This window comes from Brevibacillus sp. HB1.2, assembly GCF_013332495.1.
Classification (GTDB): domain Bacteria; phylum Bacillota; class Bacilli; order Brevibacillales; family Brevibacillaceae; genus Brevibacillus; species Brevibacillus porteri.
The window spans coordinates 44,539-64,646 of record NZ_JABMIU010000016.1 but is presented as its reverse complement, the minus strand read 5'-3'; the positions used below and the strand labels follow the sequence as shown (position 1 = coordinate 64,646).

General features: G+C 47.9%; 24 protein-coding genes and 1 other annotated feature. Of the genes, 22 read left to right on the top strand and 2 right to left on the bottom strand.

Features of this window, described 5'->3' with window-relative positions:
• The first annotated feature begins 95 nt into the window (after window positions 1-95).
• The 11 genes from HPY28_RS25895 to HPY28_RS25845 all read left to right on the top strand — a co-directional run bounded on the left by HPY28_RS25895 (window position 96) and on the right by HPY28_RS25845 (window position 8,281).
• A complete protein-coding gene (locus tag HPY28_RS25895) occupies window positions 96-1,568 on the top strand; it encodes an aminotransferase class I/II-fold pyridoxal phosphate-dependent enzyme (protein ID WP_174231693.1) in 1,473 nt (490 codons plus the stop codon).
• Window positions 1,569-1,607: 39 nt separating this feature from the next.
• Complete coding sequence (gene tmk / locus HPY28_RS25890) at window positions 1,608-2,249, top strand: dTMP kinase (RefSeq protein ID WP_017246923.1); 642 nt, start codon at window positions 1,608-1,610, stop codon at window positions 2,247-2,249.
• A gap of 171 nt (window positions 2,250-2,420) precedes the next feature.
• On the top strand, window positions 2,421-2,750 hold the full coding sequence (locus HPY28_RS25885; RefSeq protein ID WP_007719896.1) for a cyclic-di-AMP receptor: 330 nt from the start codon (window positions 2,421-2,423) through the stop codon (window positions 2,748-2,750).
• 90 nt (window positions 2,751-2,840) lie between these two features.
• The gene (locus HPY28_RS25880) at window positions 2,841-3,287 is read left to right on the top strand and encodes a YaaR family protein (protein WP_007719898.1); all 447 of its coding nucleotides are present in this window, start codon (window positions 2,841-2,843) and stop codon (window positions 3,285-3,287) included.
• A 16-nt stretch (window positions 3,288-3,303) separates the two neighbouring features.
• Entirely contained in the window at window positions 3,304-4,284 is a 981-nt protein-coding gene (gene holB / locus HPY28_RS25875; protein WP_069852552.1) for a DNA polymerase III subunit delta', read from the top strand.
• Window positions 4,285-4,287: 3 nt separating this feature from the next.
• Complete coding sequence (locus tag HPY28_RS25870; RefSeq protein ID WP_017246925.1) at window positions 4,288-5,103, top strand: PSP1 domain-containing protein; 816 nt, start codon at window positions 4,288-4,290, stop codon at window positions 5,101-5,103.
• Window positions 5,104-5,131: 28 nt separating this feature from the next.
• Window positions 5,132-5,503 carry a DNA replication initiation control protein YabA gene (gene yabA / locus HPY28_RS25865; protein ID WP_017246926.1) on the top strand — a complete coding sequence of 124 codons (372 nt, stop codon included), beginning with the start codon at window positions 5,132-5,134 and terminating at the stop codon, window positions 5,501-5,503.
• 108 nt (window positions 5,504-5,611) lie between these two features.
• Complete coding sequence (locus HPY28_RS25860) at window positions 5,612-6,379, top strand: tRNA1(Val) (adenine(37)-N6)-methyltransferase (protein WP_017246927.1); 768 nt, start codon at window positions 5,612-5,614, stop codon at window positions 6,377-6,379.
• Window positions 6,354-6,629 (top strand): GIY-YIG nuclease family protein, encoded by a 276-nt coding sequence (locus tag HPY28_RS25855; RefSeq protein ID WP_069852557.1) that lies wholly within the window; start codon window positions 6,354-6,356, stop codon window positions 6,627-6,629. The genes HPY28_RS25860 and HPY28_RS25855 overlap by 26 nt, the downstream gene beginning before the upstream one ends.
• Complete coding sequence (gene rsmI / locus HPY28_RS25850) at window positions 6,626-7,498, top strand: 16S rRNA (cytidine(1402)-2'-O)-methyltransferase (RefSeq protein WP_017246929.1); 873 nt, start codon at window positions 6,626-6,628, stop codon at window positions 7,496-7,498. Before HPY28_RS25855 ends, rsmI begins: the two co-directional genes overlap by 4 nt.
• 132 nt (window positions 7,499-7,630) lie before the next feature.
• On the top strand, window positions 7,631-8,281 hold the full coding sequence (locus tag HPY28_RS25845; RefSeq protein ID WP_174231692.1) for a class I SAM-dependent methyltransferase: 651 nt from the start codon (window positions 7,631-7,633) through the stop codon (window positions 8,279-8,281).
• A gap of 60 nt (window positions 8,282-8,341) precedes the next feature.
• Here the strand turns inward: HPY28_RS25845 and HPY28_RS25840 are convergent, their stop codons facing one another.
• Window positions 8,342-8,590, bottom strand: coding sequence for an AbrB/MazE/SpoVT family DNA-binding domain-containing protein (locus tag HPY28_RS25840; protein WP_007719913.1), 249 nt, complete (start codon window positions 8,588-8,590; stop codon window positions 8,342-8,344).
• 444 nt (window positions 8,591-9,034) lie between these two features.
• Window positions 9,035-9,289, top strand: a binding site (T-box leader).
• Window positions 9,290-9,347: 58 nt separating this feature from the next.
• On the opposite strand from HPY28_RS25840, the gene metG reads away from it, so the two are divergent.
• The 11 genes from metG (at window position 9,348) to spoVG (ending at window position 18,881) form a co-directional block, all read left to right on the top strand.
• On the top strand, window positions 9,348-11,375 hold the full coding sequence (gene metG, locus HPY28_RS25835) for a methionine--tRNA ligase (RefSeq protein WP_017246932.1): 2,028 nt from the start codon (window positions 9,348-9,350) through the stop codon (window positions 11,373-11,375).
• 27 nt (window positions 11,376-11,402) lie between these two features.
• Window positions 11,403-12,173, top strand: a complete 771-nt coding sequence (locus HPY28_RS25830; RefSeq protein WP_017246933.1) for a TatD family hydrolase — start codon at window positions 11,403-11,405, stop codon at window positions 12,171-12,173.
• Between the two features lie 359 nt (window positions 12,174-12,532).
• Window positions 12,533-13,630: a resuscitation-promoting factor gene (locus tag HPY28_RS25825; protein WP_017246934.1), complete on the top strand. Its 1,098-nt coding sequence runs from the start codon at window positions 12,533-12,535 to the stop codon at window positions 13,628-13,630.
• 170 nt (window positions 13,631-13,800) lie between these two features.
• Complete coding sequence (rnmV, locus tag HPY28_RS25820; protein ID WP_017246935.1) at window positions 13,801-14,349, top strand: ribonuclease M5; 549 nt, start codon at window positions 13,801-13,803, stop codon at window positions 14,347-14,349.
• A gap of 3 nt (window positions 14,350-14,352) precedes the next feature.
• Window positions 14,353-15,246 (top strand): 16S rRNA (adenine(1518)-N(6)/adenine(1519)-N(6))-dimethyltransferase RsmA, encoded by an 894-nt coding sequence (gene rsmA / locus HPY28_RS25815; protein ID WP_017246936.1) that lies wholly within the window; start codon window positions 14,353-14,355, stop codon window positions 15,244-15,246.
• 216 nt (window positions 15,247-15,462) lie between these two features.
• The gene (gene veg / locus HPY28_RS25810; protein WP_005830485.1) at window positions 15,463-15,735 is read left to right on the top strand and encodes a biofilm formation stimulator Veg; all 273 of its coding nucleotides are present in this window, start codon (window positions 15,463-15,465) and stop codon (window positions 15,733-15,735) included.
• 117 nt (window positions 15,736-15,852) lie between these two features.
• Window positions 15,853-16,032, top strand: coding sequence for a small, acid-soluble spore protein, alpha/beta type (locus tag HPY28_RS25805; protein ID WP_017246937.1), 180 nt, complete (start codon window positions 15,853-15,855; stop codon window positions 16,030-16,032).
• 215 nt (window positions 16,033-16,247) lie between these two features.
• Window positions 16,248-17,126, top strand: a complete 879-nt coding sequence (gene ispE / locus HPY28_RS25800; protein ID WP_017246938.1) for a 4-(cytidine 5'-diphospho)-2-C-methyl-D-erythritol kinase — start codon at window positions 16,248-16,250, stop codon at window positions 17,124-17,126.
• 55 nt (window positions 17,127-17,181) lie between these two features.
• Entirely contained in the window at window positions 17,182-18,015 is an 834-nt protein-coding gene (gene purR, locus HPY28_RS25795) for a pur operon repressor (protein ID WP_007719934.1), read from the top strand.
• Between the two features lie 6 nt (window positions 18,016-18,021).
• On the top strand, window positions 18,022-18,402 hold the full coding sequence (locus tag HPY28_RS25790; RefSeq protein ID WP_017246939.1) for a RidA family protein: 381 nt from the start codon (window positions 18,022-18,024) through the stop codon (window positions 18,400-18,402).
• A gap of 191 nt (window positions 18,403-18,593) precedes the next feature.
• Window positions 18,594-18,881: a septation regulator SpoVG gene (gene spoVG / locus HPY28_RS25785; protein WP_007719936.1), complete on the top strand. Its 288-nt coding sequence runs from the start codon at window positions 18,594-18,596 to the stop codon at window positions 18,879-18,881.
• A gap of 47 nt (window positions 18,882-18,928) precedes the next feature.
• Here spoVG and HPY28_RS25780 read toward each other — a convergent pair whose 3' ends face one another.
• Window positions 18,929-19,945, bottom strand: coding sequence for a CobW family GTP-binding protein (locus HPY28_RS25780; RefSeq protein WP_017246940.1), 1,017 nt, complete (start codon window positions 19,943-19,945; stop codon window positions 18,929-18,931).
• Window positions 19,946-20,108 lie beyond the last annotated feature (163 nt).

The window sequence follows — 20,108 nt, the reverse complement described above, 5'->3', positions numbered from 1 at the left end:
GCATCGGTGCATTCCGGTGTCTTTTTTTTGCTGGCCTCATGCGTGTCCAAATCATGCTAAAATAGGGGAATAAAAATAAAGGACGTGAGTCGCGCGTGTTGGAGAGAGATGTTGAATTTCGGGAGCGACAAAAGCGTGCGCCCCTTTATGAACAGCTTGAACGGCACGCCAAGCATCGGCCGCATCCGTTTCATGTGCCAGGACATAAAATGGGCCACAGCTTTGACAACCATGCCAAAAATCGCTTTCAAGATATATTGGAGCTGGATGTAACGGAAATTAGCGGGACAGATGACCTGCATCAGCCACAAGGTGTCATTGCAGAAGCGCAGGATTTGGCGGCGCAAGCCTTCCATGCGGAACAGACCAAGTTTTTGATCGGGGGAAGTACAGTAGGAAATATCGCTCTCATCATGACGGTATGCAGACCGGGTGACAAGATTCTCGTACAACGCAATTGCCATAAGTCTGTATTCAACGGCATTATGATGGCAAGAGCAACCCCGATCTTTTTAGTACCTGCCGTCGATCTGGCAACAGGAGTCGCTGCGGGTGTAAGGCGCGAAGATGTAGAGCGTGCGTTGCTTACACACCCCGATGCCAAGGCAGTGTTTTTGACGAATCCTACCTACTATGGAATGGGTATCGATTTGGCGAAAATGGCGGCTACGGTTCATCGGTTTGATGTACCGCTTTTGATAGACGAAGCTCACGGTGCCCACTACGGGTTTCATCCTGCTTTTCCGCGTTCTGCTATGCAGGAAGGTGCGGATGCTTCGGTCCAATCGACACACAAAATGGGAACAGCGATGACGATGTCCTCGATGTTGCATATTCAGGGGGAGCGGATTGATCGTGAACGGTTGTTCCGTCATCTCGCTATGCTTCAGTCTTCCAGCCCGTCGTATGTGCTGATGGCTTCACTCGATTTAGCCAGACGTCATATGGCGCTTGCGGCGACCGAAGAGTGGAACAGGTTGTTGCCACTTTTGGACAAGTTTCGAGAGCGACTCGATCGATTGGACTGGCTGGATTGGCCACGGTTGTCCACGAATAGCGTATACGCTACGCTTGACCCGTTGAAGCTATTTTTCCATTTGCGAACAGCCCAATTCAGTGGATTTGAGTTGCAGAAGTGGATGGAAAAGCACGGGATTTTCTCGGAGCTGGCGGATGACTCTCATGTACTCCTTGCAGCCTCGACAGGGACATCCTCCCGTGACTTGGACGCTTTGTGGAGACTTTTTGAATCGATGGCGCCACAAGTAAAACCAGGGGAGGAACGCGTTCTTTTGACGGGAGTTGTGTCTTCCCATTATTTGCGCGAGCAGGCATTGCCGATGCATGAAGCCGTTGACTGCCCAATGGAGTCGATTCTTTTGGAGCAGGCGCTGGGACGCATTGTGGCAGAGATGGTGATTCCATATCCGCCAGGGATTCCAGTGTTGGTGCCAGGCGAGCGGATCGATGAAGAAAGTCTGACGATGCTGAAGGAATTGGCGAGAGGACAAACGCGATTCCATGGCGTACAGGACGACCAGCTACAAACGATACAGGTTTTACGATAATCTAAGCAACTGGCCTGCTACAACAGGGGTGGAAGGAGTATGGAAGTGGCAACAGGAAAGAAAGGCCGATTTATTACGATAGAAGGCGGAGAAGGGGCCGGAAAATCCACCGTCATCGCCAAGCTGTACGAAGAGCTGAAGGCGCGTGGAGTCGATGTACTTTTGACTCGTGAGCCCGGTGGAATTGATATCGCCGAAAAAATCCGGGAAATTATTTTGAATCCGGCCCACACACAGATGGATGAAAGAACCGAGGCTCTCTTGTATGCGGCAGCACGTGGCCAGCATTTAGCGGAAAAGGTGTTACCTGCTTTGGCAGAGGGCAAGCTGGTACTGTGCGACCGTTTTATCGACAGTAGTCTTGCCTATCAAGGACATGCGCGGGGATTGGGCATTGATGCTGTCTACCAGATTAACCGATTTGCTGTTGGTGATTGCATGCCGGAATTGACCTTGTTCTTTGATGTACAGCCTGAAATCGGATTGGCGCGGATTAATGCCTCCCGTGGACGCGAAGTGAATCGTCTCGATCTGGAAGGGATGCGTTTCCATGAGCTTGTTCGGGAAGGGTATCAGCTGGTTATGGAACGCGACCCAGAACGTTTTGTCGTGATTGATGCCGAGCAGCCGATGGAACATGTATATCAATCTGCCCTACAGGCACTGCTAGACAGGTTATAAATGGTTGTTCAAAAAGTCGTCTTTTGATCAAGCTGTAAGGTTCCCTGTACCGCAGGATGATGTACATGCTGTATAATATGTTTAAGCGAAATAACGTACCAAGCCTACGTGTTTTTCATACAATGAAGAAGTCAAATTGGGAATGGATCATGGGAGAAAGGGTGATAGCCGATGAAAATGGTAGTTGCGGTCGTCCAAGATAAAGACAGTGGTCGTCTGTCTCAACAATTGGTGAAAAAAGGTTTTCGTGCTACGAAGCTGGCTAGTACGGGTAGCTTTTTACGCGCCGGTAACACAACTTTTTTGATCGGTACGTCTGACGAAAGCGTGCCGGAAGTAATCGACATCATTGCGCATAATTGCAAATCCCGCAAACAAATGGTCACTCCCGTCTCTCCACTCAGTAATGCTGTAGACTCGTTCATGCCATATCCGCTGGAAGTACAGGTGGGTGGTGCGGCAGTATTCGTATTGGATGTCGGAGAGTTCCACTCATTTTAGTGGTTCCTTCTCTCTTTTTTTGCAACTTTCGTATATACTTGATCTCACGGGGATAAACCCTGTATTGGATCGGGCGACGGAGGTGGCGATATGAAAATCAGTGATGGGTTACGGCCTAAACTGGACTTGATTAAAACGACGGATTCACGTAAGAATCCTCAACTGGAAAAGCTGAATTTTGGCACGATGATTCAAGGAGAAGACGAACGTATGTCTCAGGAGAAGCTTACCCGGCTACTGACAGACATAGACAGGCAGGGACAGATTCTTGCTCGTTCCCGCGCCGTTCGTGACTTCTATGCTTATAAAAATCTCGTCAAGCAGTTCATGGAAGAGGCTGTGAAGTTTGGCATTGCCTTGGACGATAGACGAGGAATGAATCGGCGTGGCCGTAGCAGGCTGTACAAAATCGTCAAAGAAGTGGATGCAGAGCTGCTCAAACTAACAGATGAGCTCTTGAGCGAGCAAGCACCAACGATTGATTTGTTAGCCAGGATTGGCGAAATCCGCGGCATGTTGATCAATTTGTATTTTTAGTGGGTGTGAAACCATCATGACATGGACCCGATTTTCTCAGCAGCCACGAGCACAGGAACTGCTGTATCATAGTTTGCGCAACGAACGACTGGCACACGCCTACTTGCTGGCGGGTCCCAAAGGTTCAGGTAAAAAGCAGATGGCCCTGCATCTGGCGAAGTCCCTTTTTTGTTCGGAAAGGGAGGCAGACGCCTGCGGGGCCTGTGTTACATGCAGGCGCATAGAGGGTGGCAATCACCCGGATGTGTTGTTTATTACGCCTGATGGGGCTTCGATTAAAATCGACCAGATCCGTTCATTGCAAAAAGAAATGGCGATGCGCGCTGTCGAGTCGTCACGCAAGGTATATATCATCGAGCACGTCGATAAAATGACGACACAGGCTGCCAACAGTCTGCTCAAGTTTCTGGAGGAACCGCCCGCCGGTGTACTGGCACTGCTTTTGACAGAGCACAGCCATGCGATTCTTCCTACGATTTTATCTCGATGCCAAATCGTTCAATTTTCACCACTTTCTGCAGAATTGATTGCGGAAAAGTTGCGTGCAGAGGGCGTTTTAGCGGGAATGGCACAGGTTGCTTCCCACATTACGACAAATGTGGAAGAAGCCATGACACTCAGCCAATCAGAATCGTTTGCACAGCTAAGAAATCTAGTGATACAATTGGTGCAGGAGTGTAAACAGCGCAATTCATCTGCACTCTTAACGATCCATGATATGTTGCAAAAGAGCGACAAAAGTAAAGAGGAACTACCCCTCTTTTTAGATTTGCTCATCCTTTGGCTGCGCGATATCCTGTATTTGCAAGTAGGCAGGCATGCCCATCTCATTAACAGCGACCAACAGGATGTGCTGCAAGGACAAGCACTGGTATGGACAAAAGCTGAGCTCTTGCGTGGGATAGATTTGGTCATGGAGACGAAAAATCGGATAGAGCGAAATGCCAACGCACAGTTGGCTCTTGAGCGGTTGGTTCTTCAATTCCAGGAGGGATAACCCTTGTACGAGGTTGTTGGGGTCCGCTTTAAAAAAGCGGGCAAAATATATTACTTCGACCCTGACCGACTGCCGATTGAGCAAGACTGCACCGTCATCGTTGAAACGGCGCGAGGGGTCGAGTTTGGTAAGGTCGTCATTGGCAAAAAAGAAGTAGCTGAGTCTGATGTCGTATTGCCGCTGAAAAAGGTCATTCGGATGGCAGACGAGCGAGATGCAAAACAGGTGGATGAAAACAAGCAAGCCGCCAAGAATGCTTTTGCTGTATGTCAGACGAAGATCAAAGAGCACAAGCTCGATATGAAGCTGGTCGATGTGGAATACACGTTTGACCGCAACAAGATTATCTTTTATTTTACCGCTGACGGCAGGGTTGATTTCCGTGAGCTGGTAAAAGACCTCGCTTCCGTATTCCGTACCCGAATTGAGCTTCGCCAGATCGGTGTGCGTGACGAAGCCAAAATGCTTGGCGGGATCGGGCCTTGTGGCAGGTTGCTTTGCTGTTCGACGTTCCTCGGCGATTTCGAGCCTGTCTCGATCAAAATGGCCAAGGACCAAAATCTTTCGTTGAATCCAGCCAAAATCTCTGGTCTATGCGGCCGGTTGATGTGCTGTTTAAAATACGAGAACGACAACTATGAAAGCTCGAAGGATGAGATGCCGGACATTGGCAAAATGGTCACCACCCCGATGGGAAATGGACGAGTCGTTTCCGTAAACGTACTTGATCAATCTGTCCAAGTAGAGCTTTCAATCGACAAGCGTGTCACCGAATTTGGATTGGATGAGATTGCGATAGGTCTCCCCACCTTTGAATAAAGCGTGGGGGTAGGGGAGAGGTGAGCTAGTGGACAAACGGGAAATCTTCGTCAAGATGGCGAGCATTGAAGAACGTATTGGTGACCTTTATAAAGAAATTGGTGAACTGAAAGACGTCATCGTTGTTTTGATGGAGGAAAACGCCCAATTACTCGTTGAAAACCAGCACCTTCGCAACCGACTAGACAGGAAAAAGACCGGCGCCCAAGCAAAACAAAAGGGAACAAGCCCTGTCGCGAAGGAAAAAGCCAAAAAGGCAGTGGTCGGAGAAGGATATGACAACCTCGCCCGTTTGTACGCGGAAGGATTTCATATTTGCAATGTGCATTTCGGCAGCCTGCGAAAAGAAGGGGATTGCCTGTTCTGTCTCTCATTCCTGAGCGGCGGCCCTCAAAAATAAGCGGTGAGTAACCAGCACCACATGAAAAAGCGACCTGGGCCACGTGTCAGGTCGCTTTTTTCCGGATAGGAATAATAAGACAAGAACAAAAGGGAGTACGAGCCGTAGATGGAACCTGTCACCAACGTGCCGCTTTACGAAACAGAGCGCATCGATGATTTATTGACACATGAAATGAAAATAATCCAGAGCCACGAAGTGTTTTGCTTTTCGATGGACGCGGTTCTTTTAGCGCGATTCGCATCGGTGCCAAAGCGCGGAAAAGTATTGGATATGTGCACGGGCAATGGGGCGATACCACTCATTATGACCACGCGTACGCCAGAAGCCAGTTTTGATGGAATCGAAATTCAAGAGCGTTTGTTCAGCATGGCAAGCCGCAATGTGACGTTGAATGGTTTGAACGAACGAATTACGATGCATCATGGCGATGTGAAGGATGCGGTGTCGTTGTTCGGGCACGGGAACTTCGATTTGATCACGTGCAATCCGCCGTATATGCCTGCGACGAGCGGGGAGAAAAACATCAGCGAGCACTTTGCGATCGCCCGGCATGAGATTATGCTGTCCTTGGAGGATGTCATTCGCGTGGGGAGTCAGTTGCTAAAAAACGGTGGAAAGCTGGCGCTCGTGCATCGATCCACACGTTTGATCGACATCATTTCGCTTATGCGCCAATACGGCATCGAGCCGAAACGGATGCGTCTGGTTTACCCGCGCAAGGAAGCAGAGCCGAATATGGTTCTGATCGAGGGAATAAGGGGTGGAAAGCCGGAGCTGAGAATTCAGCCGCCGCTGATTGTGTATGAAAATGGAGAGCAATACTGTGAAGAACTACAGGAAATCTATTATGGCAGACGAGATTCCCTCGAGTAAGAGTCACTATGTCTACATCCTGTCTTGTGCGGATGGGACACTCTACACTGGATATACGACAGAGCTGATCCGCCGCTTGGCTGCTCATAATGAAGGAAAAGGTGCCAAGTATACGAGAGGCCGCGGGCCAGTGAAGCTGCTCTATTGGGAAGAAGGAGCAGACCGTTCCTGGGGTCTCAAGCGTGAAGAGAGCATCAAACGATTAACGCGCAAGAAAAAAGAAGAATTGATTGGAGGGGCTTCCGAATGAATGTGCAACGCAGTTTTGCGTCAGAAGAAGCAGGAGTCCTTTATTTGGTGGCTACACCTATCGGCAATCTCGATGATATCACGGTGCGGTGTCTAAATACGTTGCGTGAAGTCGATGTCATCGCGTGTGAAGATACGCGCCAGACAAGAAAGCTGCTGAATCATTTTCAAATCGAAAAACGTACGGTCAGCTATCACGAGCATAATAAGGAAGCAAGTGGAAATGGGCTGTTGCAGTGGCTTGCCGAGGGCAAGAAGATTGCCTTGGTAAGCGACGCTGGCTTGCCGGCTATTTCCGACCCGGGTGCGGAGCTGGTACGAGATGCGACCGCAGCGGGATTTCCTGTTATCCCCGTTCCAGGTGCCAATGCGGCGTTGACAGCTTTGATTGCTTCCGGTCTTCCTACTGATCGCTTCGTATTTTGCGGATTTATAGGCCGCGAAAACAAAGAAAGACGCGAAGAGCTGGAACGATTGAAGCGATATCCAGAAACGCTCATTTTTTATGAAGCTCCTCATCGAGTGGAAAAGACGCTTGCTGCCATGCGGGAGGCGTGGGGGAATCGGAGAGCTGTCCTGGCAAGAGAGCTGACAAAGCGCTACGAGGAATTTGTGCGTGGGACGTTGGACGAGCTGCTGGAATGGCTCAGAAGCGGCGAGGTGCGCGGTGAGTTTTGTGTCATTGTCGAAGGGAACACAGGACCACTGGAAGCGGAAGTCGATGATACATGGTGGCAATCGCTGAGTATCGTGGAGCACGTGGATCATTACTGCGCACAAGGCATGGGGAAAAAGGAAGCCATCAAGCAAGCAGCCGATGATCGAAACGTATCCAAACGAGATGTTTACAACGAATATCATCGGGAATAGAAGGCAATGAGTGAGCAAAGCTGGCCGATACGGTCGGCTTTTTTTCTTTTCGTCATGTCGACGGTGTACGTGAATACGATGGTAATGGGCGTTGACGGTGTTTTCGGAAGGAAAGGAAGGGGGGAATCAGCAGTGAGTATACGTGATTCTCGTTTTATTGTGAATACAGATGAAAAAGACGATCACTTCATTTTTACACTGCCGGTTACATGGAACAGTAGGCCGTACGAATATGCCTGGGCCAAGCAATTTGCCAATCCGAATGATGTTGTGCTTGATTCGGCATGCGGGATATGCCATCCATTCAAATTTTATTTGGCTGATCAATGTCGAGAAGTACACGCTTGTGATCTCGATAATCGGATTCTGTATAAGGAAGCGATCTATCAAGATATTGTGGACGTATTTGGGAAAAGAGTAGCAGACAGCTTGCCTGCGCATTATTTTGACGGTATTCATTATTGTCGAGCCAATTTGACCTACTTGCCGTACCCGAATCAAAAGTTTGATACGGTTTTTTGTATTTCTGTTCTCGAGCATCTCGAAGACCCGATTATGGTGCAAGCATTCCGCGAATTTCACAGAGTGCTAAAAGACGATGGGCAGCTTGTACTCACTTTTGATTACCCGCTGATCAATTTAGCGCGACTACAGCAAGTTTTGGCGGAGGTTGGGCTACAGTTTTCTAGCGATGTATCCTTTGAAATGCCGGCTGATGTGGTCTATTCTGATTTGTATGCGCCTAGGCTGTTCTTCTTCCGAGCGCTGTTGAAGAAAAAATAGCAAACAAAAAGCCTTTGTGAGGCTCGTCCCACAAAGGCATGTTTATGTAATCAAATGATATTAGCGTTTAACAGGCATTTCTGTCAGGCAATCTTGGCACACGATTTTACCTTTAAAGTGAGATACTTTGTCAGCGTTTCCACAGAAGATACATGCAGGCTCATACTTTTTCAGGATGATGCGCTCTCCGTCAACGTAGATTTCCAAAGCATCTTTCTCAGCGATACCCAGAGTGCGGCGCAATTCGATTGGAATAACAACACGACCCAATTCATCTACTTTGCGAACGATACCGGTTGATTTCATCATAGTTAAAATCTCCTCCCAAAAACTGTATATGTCGATGCTATTGTTATACACTCATCATTTATCGTCAATATTCGACATTTTCTGTTGGGATAATCATACCAGCCATTCCCAAAGGTGTCAACATGATTTTGACAATTCCTTGAAAAGCAAAATGTTTTTTCAAAACGAAAATGCCGTTAAATCAGTGTTTATCAAAGCATTGGAAGCGATATGGAAATTTTTATGGATAAAATTTACTGGGATTATTGGGTGTCGAATAAGTCGATGAATGTCGAAACACATCAAGGCGATTCGACAAAAACTCCAAGTTTTCTCTTTTCTTCTTGTAATTTGTAAAGCTGGTATGAAGCAAGCGATAAAATTCCTTAGGAAAATGGGCTTGCCGAGGATGTTTACAAAACAGGTTGGTCGTGTACAATAGAGGATAAATGCAGCAAATGATACCAAACGACCATGATGGGAAGAGTAAGCCGATCCTCCTTATTTCAGAGAGCCGGGGTAGCTGAAAACCGGTATAAGTGAGCAAGCTGAACATGGACCCTGAGTCTTGCAGATGAACAGTGACGGCATTGACCGTACCTAGTAGTCTGTGACGTATGCCCACGTTACGGGTAGAGTCATGTTTTGACTCACCAAGTCTGTTCTCCGTGAGGGGACGGAGTGTTTGGGTGGTACCGCGAGATAGAGCTCGCCCCAATTTTTTTGGGGTGGGCTTTTCCTTATTTTAATAAACGTAAACAGGAGGGGAATAGTTGCAATGAAACCTACTTATTACATCACAACACCGATCTACTATCCGAGTAACAAACTCCACATCGGTAACGCCTACACCACAATCGCGTGTGATGCTATGGCTCGTTATAAGCGTTTGCGCGGCTATGATGTGTATTACCTGACAGGGACAGATGAGCATGGTCAAAAGCTCCAAGAGCGTGCTGCCGAGGATGGCAAACAACCGCTGGAATTCATCGACCCGATTGTCGATTGGGTAAAGGACCTGTGGCAAAAGCTCGACATCTCTTATGACGATTTCATCCGTACCACAGAGCCTCGTCATAAAGAGGTTGTACAAAAAGTGTTCCAGCGCCTGCTCGACCAAGGTGATATTTATTTGGGCGAGTATGAGGGCTTCTACTGTGTACCTTGCGAGGCTTTCTGGACAGAAACCCAAGCGAAAACGGACAACGGGTATGCTTGCCCAGACTGTGGTCGCGAAGTGAAAAAAGTGAAGGAGAAAAACTACTTCTTCCGCATGTCCAAGTATCAGGACAGACTGCTTGCGCACATCGAAGCAAACCCTGAATTTATTCAGCCGGAGAGCCGCCGCAACGAAATGATCAACAACTTCCTGAAGCCAGGTCTCCAGGATTTGTCTGTATCCCGTAGTACATTTGACTGGGGAATCAAGGTGCCAAGCGATCCAGAGCACGTCATTTACGTATGGATCGATGCATTGACGAACTATATCTCTGCTCTCGGCTATTTGTCCGAGGATGACAGCAAATATCGTAACTTCTGGCCTGCCAATGTTCATATGGTTGGAAAAGACATTTTGCGCTTCCATACGATCTACTGGCCAATCCTGTTGATGGCACTGGATATCCCGTTGCCAAAACAAATTTTTGGTCATGGCTGGCTTCTGATGCCAGATGGAAAAATGTCAAAATCCAAGGGCAATGTCATTGATCCGAAGGTTTTGATCGACCGTTACGGTTCTGACGGCGTTCGCTACTTCCTGCTTCGTGAAATCAACTTCGGTCAGGATGGCATCTTCACGCCAGAATCGTTCGTACAGCGCCTGAACTACGACTTGGCTAATGACATCGGAAACCTGCTGAGCCGTACCGCTACGATGATTGAGAAATATTTCGATGGTATCGTTCCAGCGCCACAGGATGCAGGAGAGCCGGATGACAGCTTGATCGGCCTCGCGATGAAAACGAAAGCGCTGGTGGAAGAGCACATAGAAGAAATGCGCTTCTCCAATGCACTGGCTCACATCTGGGAACTGGTGGGACGTACAAACAAATACATCGACGAGACCATGCCTTGGAATTTGGCAAAAACCGAAGAAACCAAAGGTCGTCTGGCAACCGTTATGTACAATTTGGTGGAAAGCATCCGCATTAGCTCCGTGCTGATCCAACCGTTCATGACCAAAGCACCAGCGAAAATTTGGGACCAACTGGGTATTTTGGGCAATGAAGAAGCAACAAGCTGGGAATCTGCAAGTGTATGGGGTGGATTGCCTGCTGGAAGCACCGTTAGCCGCAAGGAACTGCTCTTCCCTCGTCTGGATGTTCAAGCAGAACTGGCTTTCATCGACGATTCGACAGCAGAGGCACGTCGCCAAGCAGAGGAAAACAAGAAAAAGCAAGCAGCTTTGAAAGGGGAAGCACCTGTGAGTGAGACAAACACCAACCAAACAGAAGCAGCAACAGACAAACCAGCTGATGCAAAAGAAGAAATTAGCATCGACGATTTTGGAAAAGTAGAGCTGCGCGTCGCACAGGTAGTGGAATGTGCCAAGCATCCAAATGCGGACAAACTGTTGGTTCTGCAATTGGATCTCGGCTACGAGAAGCGCCAGGTTGTTTCTGGTATCGCGAAATACTACTCCCCAGAAGATATGGTCGGCAAAAAAGTGATCCTCGTAGCTAACCTGAAGCCAGTGAAGCTTCGCGGCGAGCTGTCTCAAGGGATGATCTTGGCAGCATCGGCAGGAGATCAGTTGACACTTGCGACTGTTGACCCAAGTATGCCAAATGGAGCAATCGTGAAGTAACGAGGGCAAGGAAAGGAAGGACCCATCTTGTTATTTGAAACCCATGCTCATCTAAATGCGAAGGAATTCGATGAAGATCGTGCAGAGGTCATTGCTCGTGCGCAAGAAAATGGCGTCAGTACAATTGTGAACATCGGATTCAACGCTGAAACAATTCCAACTTGCATGGATTTGGCTCATGCGTATGACTTTATTTACGCCGTCATCGGTTGGCATCCACAAGACGCCAAGGACATGACAGACGAACACCTAGAATGGATCGAGGAGCTCAGTCGTGATCCGAAAGTAGTGGGATTGGGTGAAATGGGCTTGGACTACTACTGGGATACGTCGCCACGTGATGTGCAGGCAGAGGTGTTTCGCAAGCAGATTCGTCTGGCTCGCAAGCTCGACATGCCGATCATCATCCACAATCGCGATGCGCACCAAGACGTTTTAACGATCCTGAAGGAAGAGAAGGCAGCAGATGTTGGCGGCATCATGCACTGCTTCTCTGGCAGCTGGGAAACAGCGAAGCAGGCACTCGATATGAATTTTTATATTTCGTTCGGTGGTCCGCTTACATTCAAAAATGCCAAGCAGCCAAAAGAAGTAGCAGCGAAGGTACCGCTAGACAAGCTGTTGATAGAGACAGATTGCCCGTATCTCACTCCGCATCCTTTCCGCGGGAAGCGAAATGAGAGTGGATATGTGCGCTACGTCTGTGAGGAAATGGCGAACATTCATGGTTTGTCTTACGAGGAAATGGCACAAATTACCGCAGACAACGCCAGACGTCTTTTTCGCATGAATGGTTAATAAAAACGGGAAATCACGATTGATTACGTGATTTCCCGTTTTTTTTGTGTTATGTAACCGGGTTCTACTCTATTTTGTCGACGCATACGATGAACAATGTGTCGAACGATTATTGTCCATCCGACATGGCTTCTCGACAGGTTTCTGCTACCATTCGCCATGCCTATTTTGCTAGTCTGGTACCATTATCGCTTCAGCCAAAAGGGAGGGTAAATTTGACAAAGCCGGGAAAGTGAAATACAATCAAAGCCGACCTTGTGAAGTACCGGCCACTTCCAGAATATTAGTGCAATTACATCGACCCTTACCTGGCTAGACAAGAAGAGCCTTGCGCTTTTCTAGGAAAAGGAGTGTGGGAAATGGAGTTACGCGCGATATGGGAAAGGTATAAGAATCGTGGGCTAGTCATGTTTGGCTGCCTTGCTCTTGTGCTCGTTCCCATGATTGGCTATTTCTCTGCCCAGGCTACTCAGCCAAAACAGGTCACTTTTTCGTTGGACGGAGAAAGCAAGACGGTCGCTACAAAAGCCAAGACCGTTGAGCAGTTCTTAACCGAGCGAAACATTACGGTAACGGAAAAGGATTCCCTTCAACCGACCCCCGAGACGAAGCTAAAAGACGGAGCACTCATTACTTTATATACAACCTGGTCCATACCAATCCAGGTTGACGGGCAGAAAAAAACGATAGAGACACTTAGTCGTGATGTTGCTGGTGCGTTGAAGGACGGCGGCATCGTGCTAGGTGAGAAGGACCGGGTAGAACCGGCATTGACCGCTACACTTACCAAGGACTCCTCGATCAGCGTAAAGCGGGTTGTTGAGAAAATGGTAAAAGTCGATGAGCGAGTCACCTTTCAAGAAATACGCAAAAATGATCCAGCGCTGGAAAAAGGTAAGACCCGCGTATTACAGAGCGGGCAAGAAGGTAAGGCAATTGCACACTATAAGCTAGTCATGGAAGATGGAAAAGAAGTCTCCCGTGATCTGGTCAAAAAAGATGTACTTGTACCGAAGAAAGATAATGTCGTAGCCGTGGGTACCGCAGTCCCAACGTTGCAGAAAAAGGGTCAACCAGATCGGGTCCTGGTTGCTTCAGCAGCGGGTCCGGTATCACGTGGTGGAAAAGTGTTTAGGCCGAAAAAAGTACTGAACGGGGTTACCCTGACTGCTTATACTCCTTCGGGAGGTGGCAAACACCCAAGCTCTCCGGGATATGGACGCACATCGACAGGGGTAAAAGCCAAGACAGGTCACACAATCGCTGTAGATCCTAAAGTCATTCCGTATGGATGGTGGGTGTACATTGAAGGTGTTGGGTATCGTCGAGCTGAAGATACGGGTGGTGCCATGAAAGGTGGCAAAATCGACGTATTCGTAGGCACGGAATCCGAGGCGAGGAAATTCGGTCGCAAGCGAAACAAAACTGTATATATCATTGGACCACAGAAGCCTTAGGACAGGAGCGATTGCTCCTGTTCTTCTGTTTCCTACATGGTTATTGTGATAAGCTGTTTGTTAGTTAGACGATCCTTTTTACCAAATGTTACATGTATTTTTGGCTTTGGGTACGGTTTTTTTTGGAACACTAGTATCGTACCGACTTTGTACGAAAGTGGGAGCACATGATGAAGATCAAGGAAGTCATCGTGGTGGAAGGACGAGACGATACCGCAGCAATCAAGCGTGCGGTTAATGCTGATACGATTGAAACTGGTGGTTCTGCCATTCATAAAAGAACGATTGAAAAAATCAGGCTGGCGCAACAAAAACGCGGTGTTATTATTTTTACAGACCCTGATTATCAAGGGGAGCGCATCCGAAAAATTATCAGTAAGTCGGTTCCAGGCTGCAAGCACGCATTTATTACCCAGGAGGACGGGACCAAAAAGGGCGACATCGGCGTTGAGAACGCGTCACCTGACGTGATTATTCGTGCGCTTTCAGAGGTACGTACCGAAATGGCGGAAACGGCTGGAGAGATTACCTCAGACGATCTGTTGGCAAATGGCCTTACGTCCGGAGTAGATGCTAAAGATCGCAGAATTAAGCTGGGAGAAGCATTGGGGATCGGATACGCCAACGCCAAGCAAATGCTGCAGCGGCTCAATGCCTTCCAAATCAGTCGAGCAGAATTCGAAGCGGCCATTACGGCTATCAACAAAGAGAGGGAGTAAGCCATGACCCAAATAGCGGGCAAGGATATTGCGACACCTACGCGTACAAAAGAAATATTGGAGAAGTACGGCTTTTCTTTTAAGAAGAGTCTGGGCCAGAACTTCCTGATAGACACCAACATTTTACATAACATTGTTTCAGAGGCAGACCTTACCAAGGAAAAGGGAGCGATTGAAATTGGGCCCGGTATCGGTGCGCTGACGGAGCAATTGGGACGAGCAGCCAAAAAAGTAATGGCGATCGAAATCGACCAGCGTCTTTTGCCTATTTTGCAGGACACGCTGTCACCCTATGAAAATATTGAAGTCGTTCATGGGGACGTACTGGAGCTGGATCTGAAGAAGTTAATAGAAGAAAAGATGACAGGAGTGGAAAAGCTGAGCGTAGTGGCGAATCTGCCTTACTATGTGACGACCCCCATCCTGATGAAGCTGTTGGAAGAGAGATTGCCCCTCGAAAACATCGTGGTCATGATTCAAAAGGAAGTGGCAGAGAGAATTGCAGCCAAACCAGGAACGAAAGACTATGGCTCTCTTTCAGTCGCAGCTCAATTCTATGCAGAAACAGAAGTAGCGATGATTGTGCCTGCAAGTGTGTTCATTCCGCGTCCGAATGTCGACTCGGCAGTGATTCGCTTAAAGGTAAGGGATCGTCCTCCAGTGGAAGTAGACGACCAGGATGTGTTTTTCCGGGTGGTACGCAGCTCGTTTGCGCAGCGCCGTAAGACGTTGTTGAACAACCTAATGAACGGACTGTTTCCTAAAACCCAAAAGGATGAAGTAATACAGATGCTCACTGACATCGGGATCAATCCGACTCGACGTGGTGAAACACTCAGTTTGGACGAATTTGCCCGCCTAGCGAACGAAGGTATGCGCCGCGGACTGATTACATAAATCGTGTAGACGACCCCCTTGTTTTTGGGCGAGATCACCCAAGAATGGGGGTTTTTGTGTATTTATGCCCTTTATGCATATCTTTTGACAAATATCTACGTTTTTTATGAAAAAAACCCCGTTGACAAAATATCTACAGGGTTGCTATAATTTTTTATTTCTTTGACAAAATATAAGTGAGCTGTTATAATAGATGTAAGCGAGGTGGATGGAACAATGGCAAGAAACGCGTTACTTGACATTAAACGCAGTTTAGACGGACACATCGGTGAGCGCATCCTGCTGAAGGCTAATGGCGGTCGCCGCAAAACCGTTGAACGTAGTGGCATCCTCGAAGAAACTTACCCATCTGTGTTTGTGGTAAAGCTGGATGACGACCAACTCTTTGAGCGGGTATCTTACAGCTATGCTGACATCTTGACGGAAACAGTAGAATTGACGGTGTGCCGCGAAAACGAGCACATCCGCATCACATTTGTACAACAGTAGAGCCCTTTTGGGTTCTACTGTTTTGTTTTTTATATCGAAAAGCTCTGAACATTTGGTTGAGGCAATAAAAAGAGCAGCATAGAGCACACTAAGCCTGTCAACGAGAAGGAGGGTGCTATGGGGCGCAGACGAGGACTGATGTCAGAGCAGTTTAAGATGGAACTGGCCAAAGAGCTTGGGTTTTACGATACAGTAAAAGCCGAGGGTTGGGGAGGCATCACGACACGGGATGCGGGTAACATGGTCAAGCGTGCTGTTCAGCTTGCTGAGGAAGCATTAGCCGCTAAGCGATTGTAGCATTTGGTTTGATCGTACGGACGTTTCTCACCATATAAACACTCGTTGACAAGGCCGGGGCAACCCGGTTTTTTTTCTGTAAAGAGAGCTGAATTTTCGAAATACCCATAATGATCTCGATCCTATTCTTTTTAATTGATCAAGTGGCATGGGAGAGTTTGCCTATGCTACAATAAGAGACTAGGAAATTTAGAAAGTAGGCAGAGGTGAATTACGTGCGTATCTCGGTCAAAGCTCCGGCCAAAATTAATTTGACTCTCGACGTGCTTGCCAAACGGCCGGACGGTTATCACGAAGTGGAAATGGTGATGACAACCGTAGACTTGGCAGATCGTGTGGACATGACTCTACGCGAAGATGGTGAGATTACGCTGGACTGTTCTGCCAGCTTCGTACCGGATGATATCCGTAACCACGCATATAAAGCGGCAACGCTCATGAAAGAAAAATTTCAAGTACGCCAGGGCGTACACTTGTATATCGACAAGCAAATTCCGGTTGCGGCTGGACTGGCAGGTGGCAGTAGTGATGCAGCAGCAACACTACGCGGCTTGAACCAATTGTGGAATCTCGGGTTGACCAGAGATGAGCTGGCCAAAATCGGAGCAGAAATTGGCTCTGATGTGCCATTTTGCGTTTATGGAGGAACAGCGCTGGCGACAGGGCGTGGCGAACAGATTGCGCATCTGGGAGCGCCTGCACCGTGCTGGGTCATTCTAGCCAAGCCGCCTATCGGAGTATCTACCCCGGATGTATACGGAAACCTGCGTGTGGCCCAGATCGATAATCATCCAGATACCCAACAAATGCTGCAAGCCATCGCGACTCAAGACTTTTCACTCATGTGCCATTCTCTTGGGAATGTGTTGGAGAACGTCACGCTATCGCTCCATCCACAAGTAAGACAGATCAAGGATCTCATGGTCGCTTCGGGGGCAGATGGTGTCCTGATGTCTGGCAGTGGTCCTACTGTGTTTGCTCTTGTGCAAAAGGAAGCGAAAGTACATCGGATCTACAACGCGTTGCGAGGTTTTGTCAAAGATGTGTTTGTTGTCCGAATGTTAGGCGCTCAAGATGGGGAAATACTTGCATAAACCCGTATGGAAATGATACATTATCAGCATAATATTCGGTTTTGGAGGAAGAGCCATGAAGAAATTGCGCAGAAGTGCACGTCTGGTTGATATGACGCAGCACTTGCTCGCCCATCCCCATACGCTGACTCCTCTCACTCTGTTCGCGGAACAATACGGCGCAGCGAAATCATCCATCAGTGAAGACTTGTCTATCATCAAAGAGGCTTTTGAAGTCCAAGGGGTAGGCTTGTTGAAAACGGTGGCGGGAGCGGCAGGCGGAGTGAAGTATATTCCACAGGTCAAAACGGAAGAGGCCCTTCACTTCATGCGCGAACTGATCGGTCAACTCGCTAATCCAGAGAGACTTTTGCCAGGTGGATACTTGTACATGTCCGACATTCTCGGGAATCCACAAACGATGGCGAAGATCGGAAAGCTCTTTGCAACCGCTTATGCGGATAAAAATGTGGATGTCGTTATGACGGTGGAAACAAAGGGGATTCCACTTGCGTATGCGACGGCTATGTTTTTGAATGTGCCTGTTGTGATTGTGCGCCGTGACAACAAGGTGACGGAAGGTTCAGTAGTGAGCATTAACTATGTATCGGGTTCCAGTAAACGAATTCAAACCATGTCACTCGCTCGCCGCGGTTTGGCCGAGCAGTCTCGCGTCCTCATTGTGGATGACTTTATGAAAGCTGGCGGGACATTGCGGGGCATGATTGATCTGTTGCAGGAATTCCGTGCAACCGTAGTAGGGTGCGGCGTACTGGTAGAAACAACAGCAGATGTTTCTGAGCGTTTGGTAGATGAATATGTATCGCTTGCAAAACTGCAGGATGTAGACTTCAAGGGCAAGCAAATTGAAATAGAGCTAGGCAGTTTTTTTGAAAATAGAGGGGAGTAGATAGGTATGGCAATCTCTTTTGTTTCAACTGACAAGGCTCCTGCCGCTATTGGTCCTTACAGCCAAGCTGCGAAGGTAGGTCCATTTCTTTTTGCATCGGGTCAAATTCCGCTGCGTGCTGACGGCACTCTGGTAGAAGGTGACGTCGTGGAGCAAACCCATCAGGTTTTTTCCAACATTCAAGCAGTACTAGCAGAAGCCGGTGGCAACCTGACGAACGTAGTGAAGGCGACTGTATTCATCAAAGACATGAATGATTTTGGCCAACTGAATGAAGTGTACGGCCACTATTTCGGCGATCACAAGCCAGCTCGTTCCACTGTGGAAGTGGCACGTCTGCCACGCGACGTAAAAGTCGAGATCGAAATTGTAGCTTATATCGAATAGAAAAAATTGGAAAATAGCCTGATGCCACGCGCGTTAGGCTATTTTTTGTGTGATTGTAGAAAATTTCCAAAAAATGACATATAAACATATTTATATATTTTTTCAAATATTGCATAATGGTAAGCAGGAATATTTACCCAGCGAGTGGAAATAATCCTAAACGCGTTACATAGATAAAGGGAGTGAACTAGATGGAAGTAACAGACGTAAGGCTGCGCCGAGTGAATACGGATGGTAGGATGAAAGCGATTGCATCCATTACAATTGACCATGAGTTTGTGGTTCATGATATCCGTGTCATTGACGGAAACAATGGTATGTTTGTAGCTATGCCGAGCAAGCGTACACCAGATGGAGAATTCCGTGATATTGCCCATCCGATTTCTTCGACTACCCGTGAAAAAATCCAGGCAGCAGTTCTCACAGAATACGACCGCGTAGGTCAAGAGGAAGAAAGCACTATCGAAGCTGGTGCTTAAAACACACAAAGCACCCTGTCACTTGCGGCAGGGTGCTTCGGCGTCCGTTAACCATAACATTTTTTTAGGTCGTTCAAAATAATTTCTCGGTCCATGCCTTCCCCGATGAAAACAGCCACCATTTTTGGTCCGAAATTTTCAAAAGGGAACAGGAGCACCTGATTATCGGTATGTTGAAACGAGATCAGCTCGGGCTTTCCGTGAAACTGGACGTAACCTTTTGCCCGATAGACGTTTTTGGGGAGATCGTATAGGAAGTCCTCGAATTTTTTCGCGTCTACTGGTCCGGTGAATACATAGGAAAATGTTTCGATACTATTGTAGAGAGAGGGCTGGCTTGTTTTTAGGCCAAGGGATTGCTTGAGCCTGTCCATCGTGGACATTCGGCCGATGCTTTTCTGTACGGCAATAGGGCGGTTTGTCTCGTTGTCGAGCGGTCGCTCATGAACGGTGCGTTTGACAGACAAAAGCCGGGAGACTTCAATTTCCGCCTGAACAGTAGCGTGTATGGGTGCAGTGGGATTGATTTCACTGAGCTTTTGACGAACCCGCTCTATGACATCAGGACTGGTCAAATCGGTTTTGTTCAAAAGAAGCAAGTCTGCGTAACGCACTTGGTTTCGAATCGTTTTGACCAGAGTGCCAGTCGAGGAGAATCGGGAGTTGAGGTCCAGAAAGCGAGAGGCGTCGACAACACTAATGGTCCCTTTTAACTCCAGTCGATCATACAGCTCTGGATGGGTAATCGTATCGATGACATCAAGTGGATCGGCTACGCCAGTAGTCTCGATGAGGATTCGGTCTGGCGCAATGGCGTTCATAATATCTTTCAAACCCTCCGTCAGCTCGCCCTTGATCGAGCAGCAGATGCAGCCATCGAGCATTTTTTTGACAGGAAAGCCGAAGCCTTGCAATTGTTCCCCGTCAATATCTTCCTCCCCCATTTCATTCATCAAGACGACTACTTTCTGGTCTGTGATGCGCAAATGAGTCAGCCATTGTTGCAAAAGGGTGGTTTTTCCGCTTCCTAAATACCCAGTCAGCAAGTATACCTCTGCGCTCATCTCATCCTACCTCCTTCAAAATAACCCCTTTCGCCCAACAATATATCACATTTCTGTCAGAAAATTAAATGTTGTCTGCCTTGTGTCTAACTACTGGCAATGCAAGGAATCGGGGATAATCCTGTATCGATTGTCTTGAAATTCACATATGAATTAGGATATA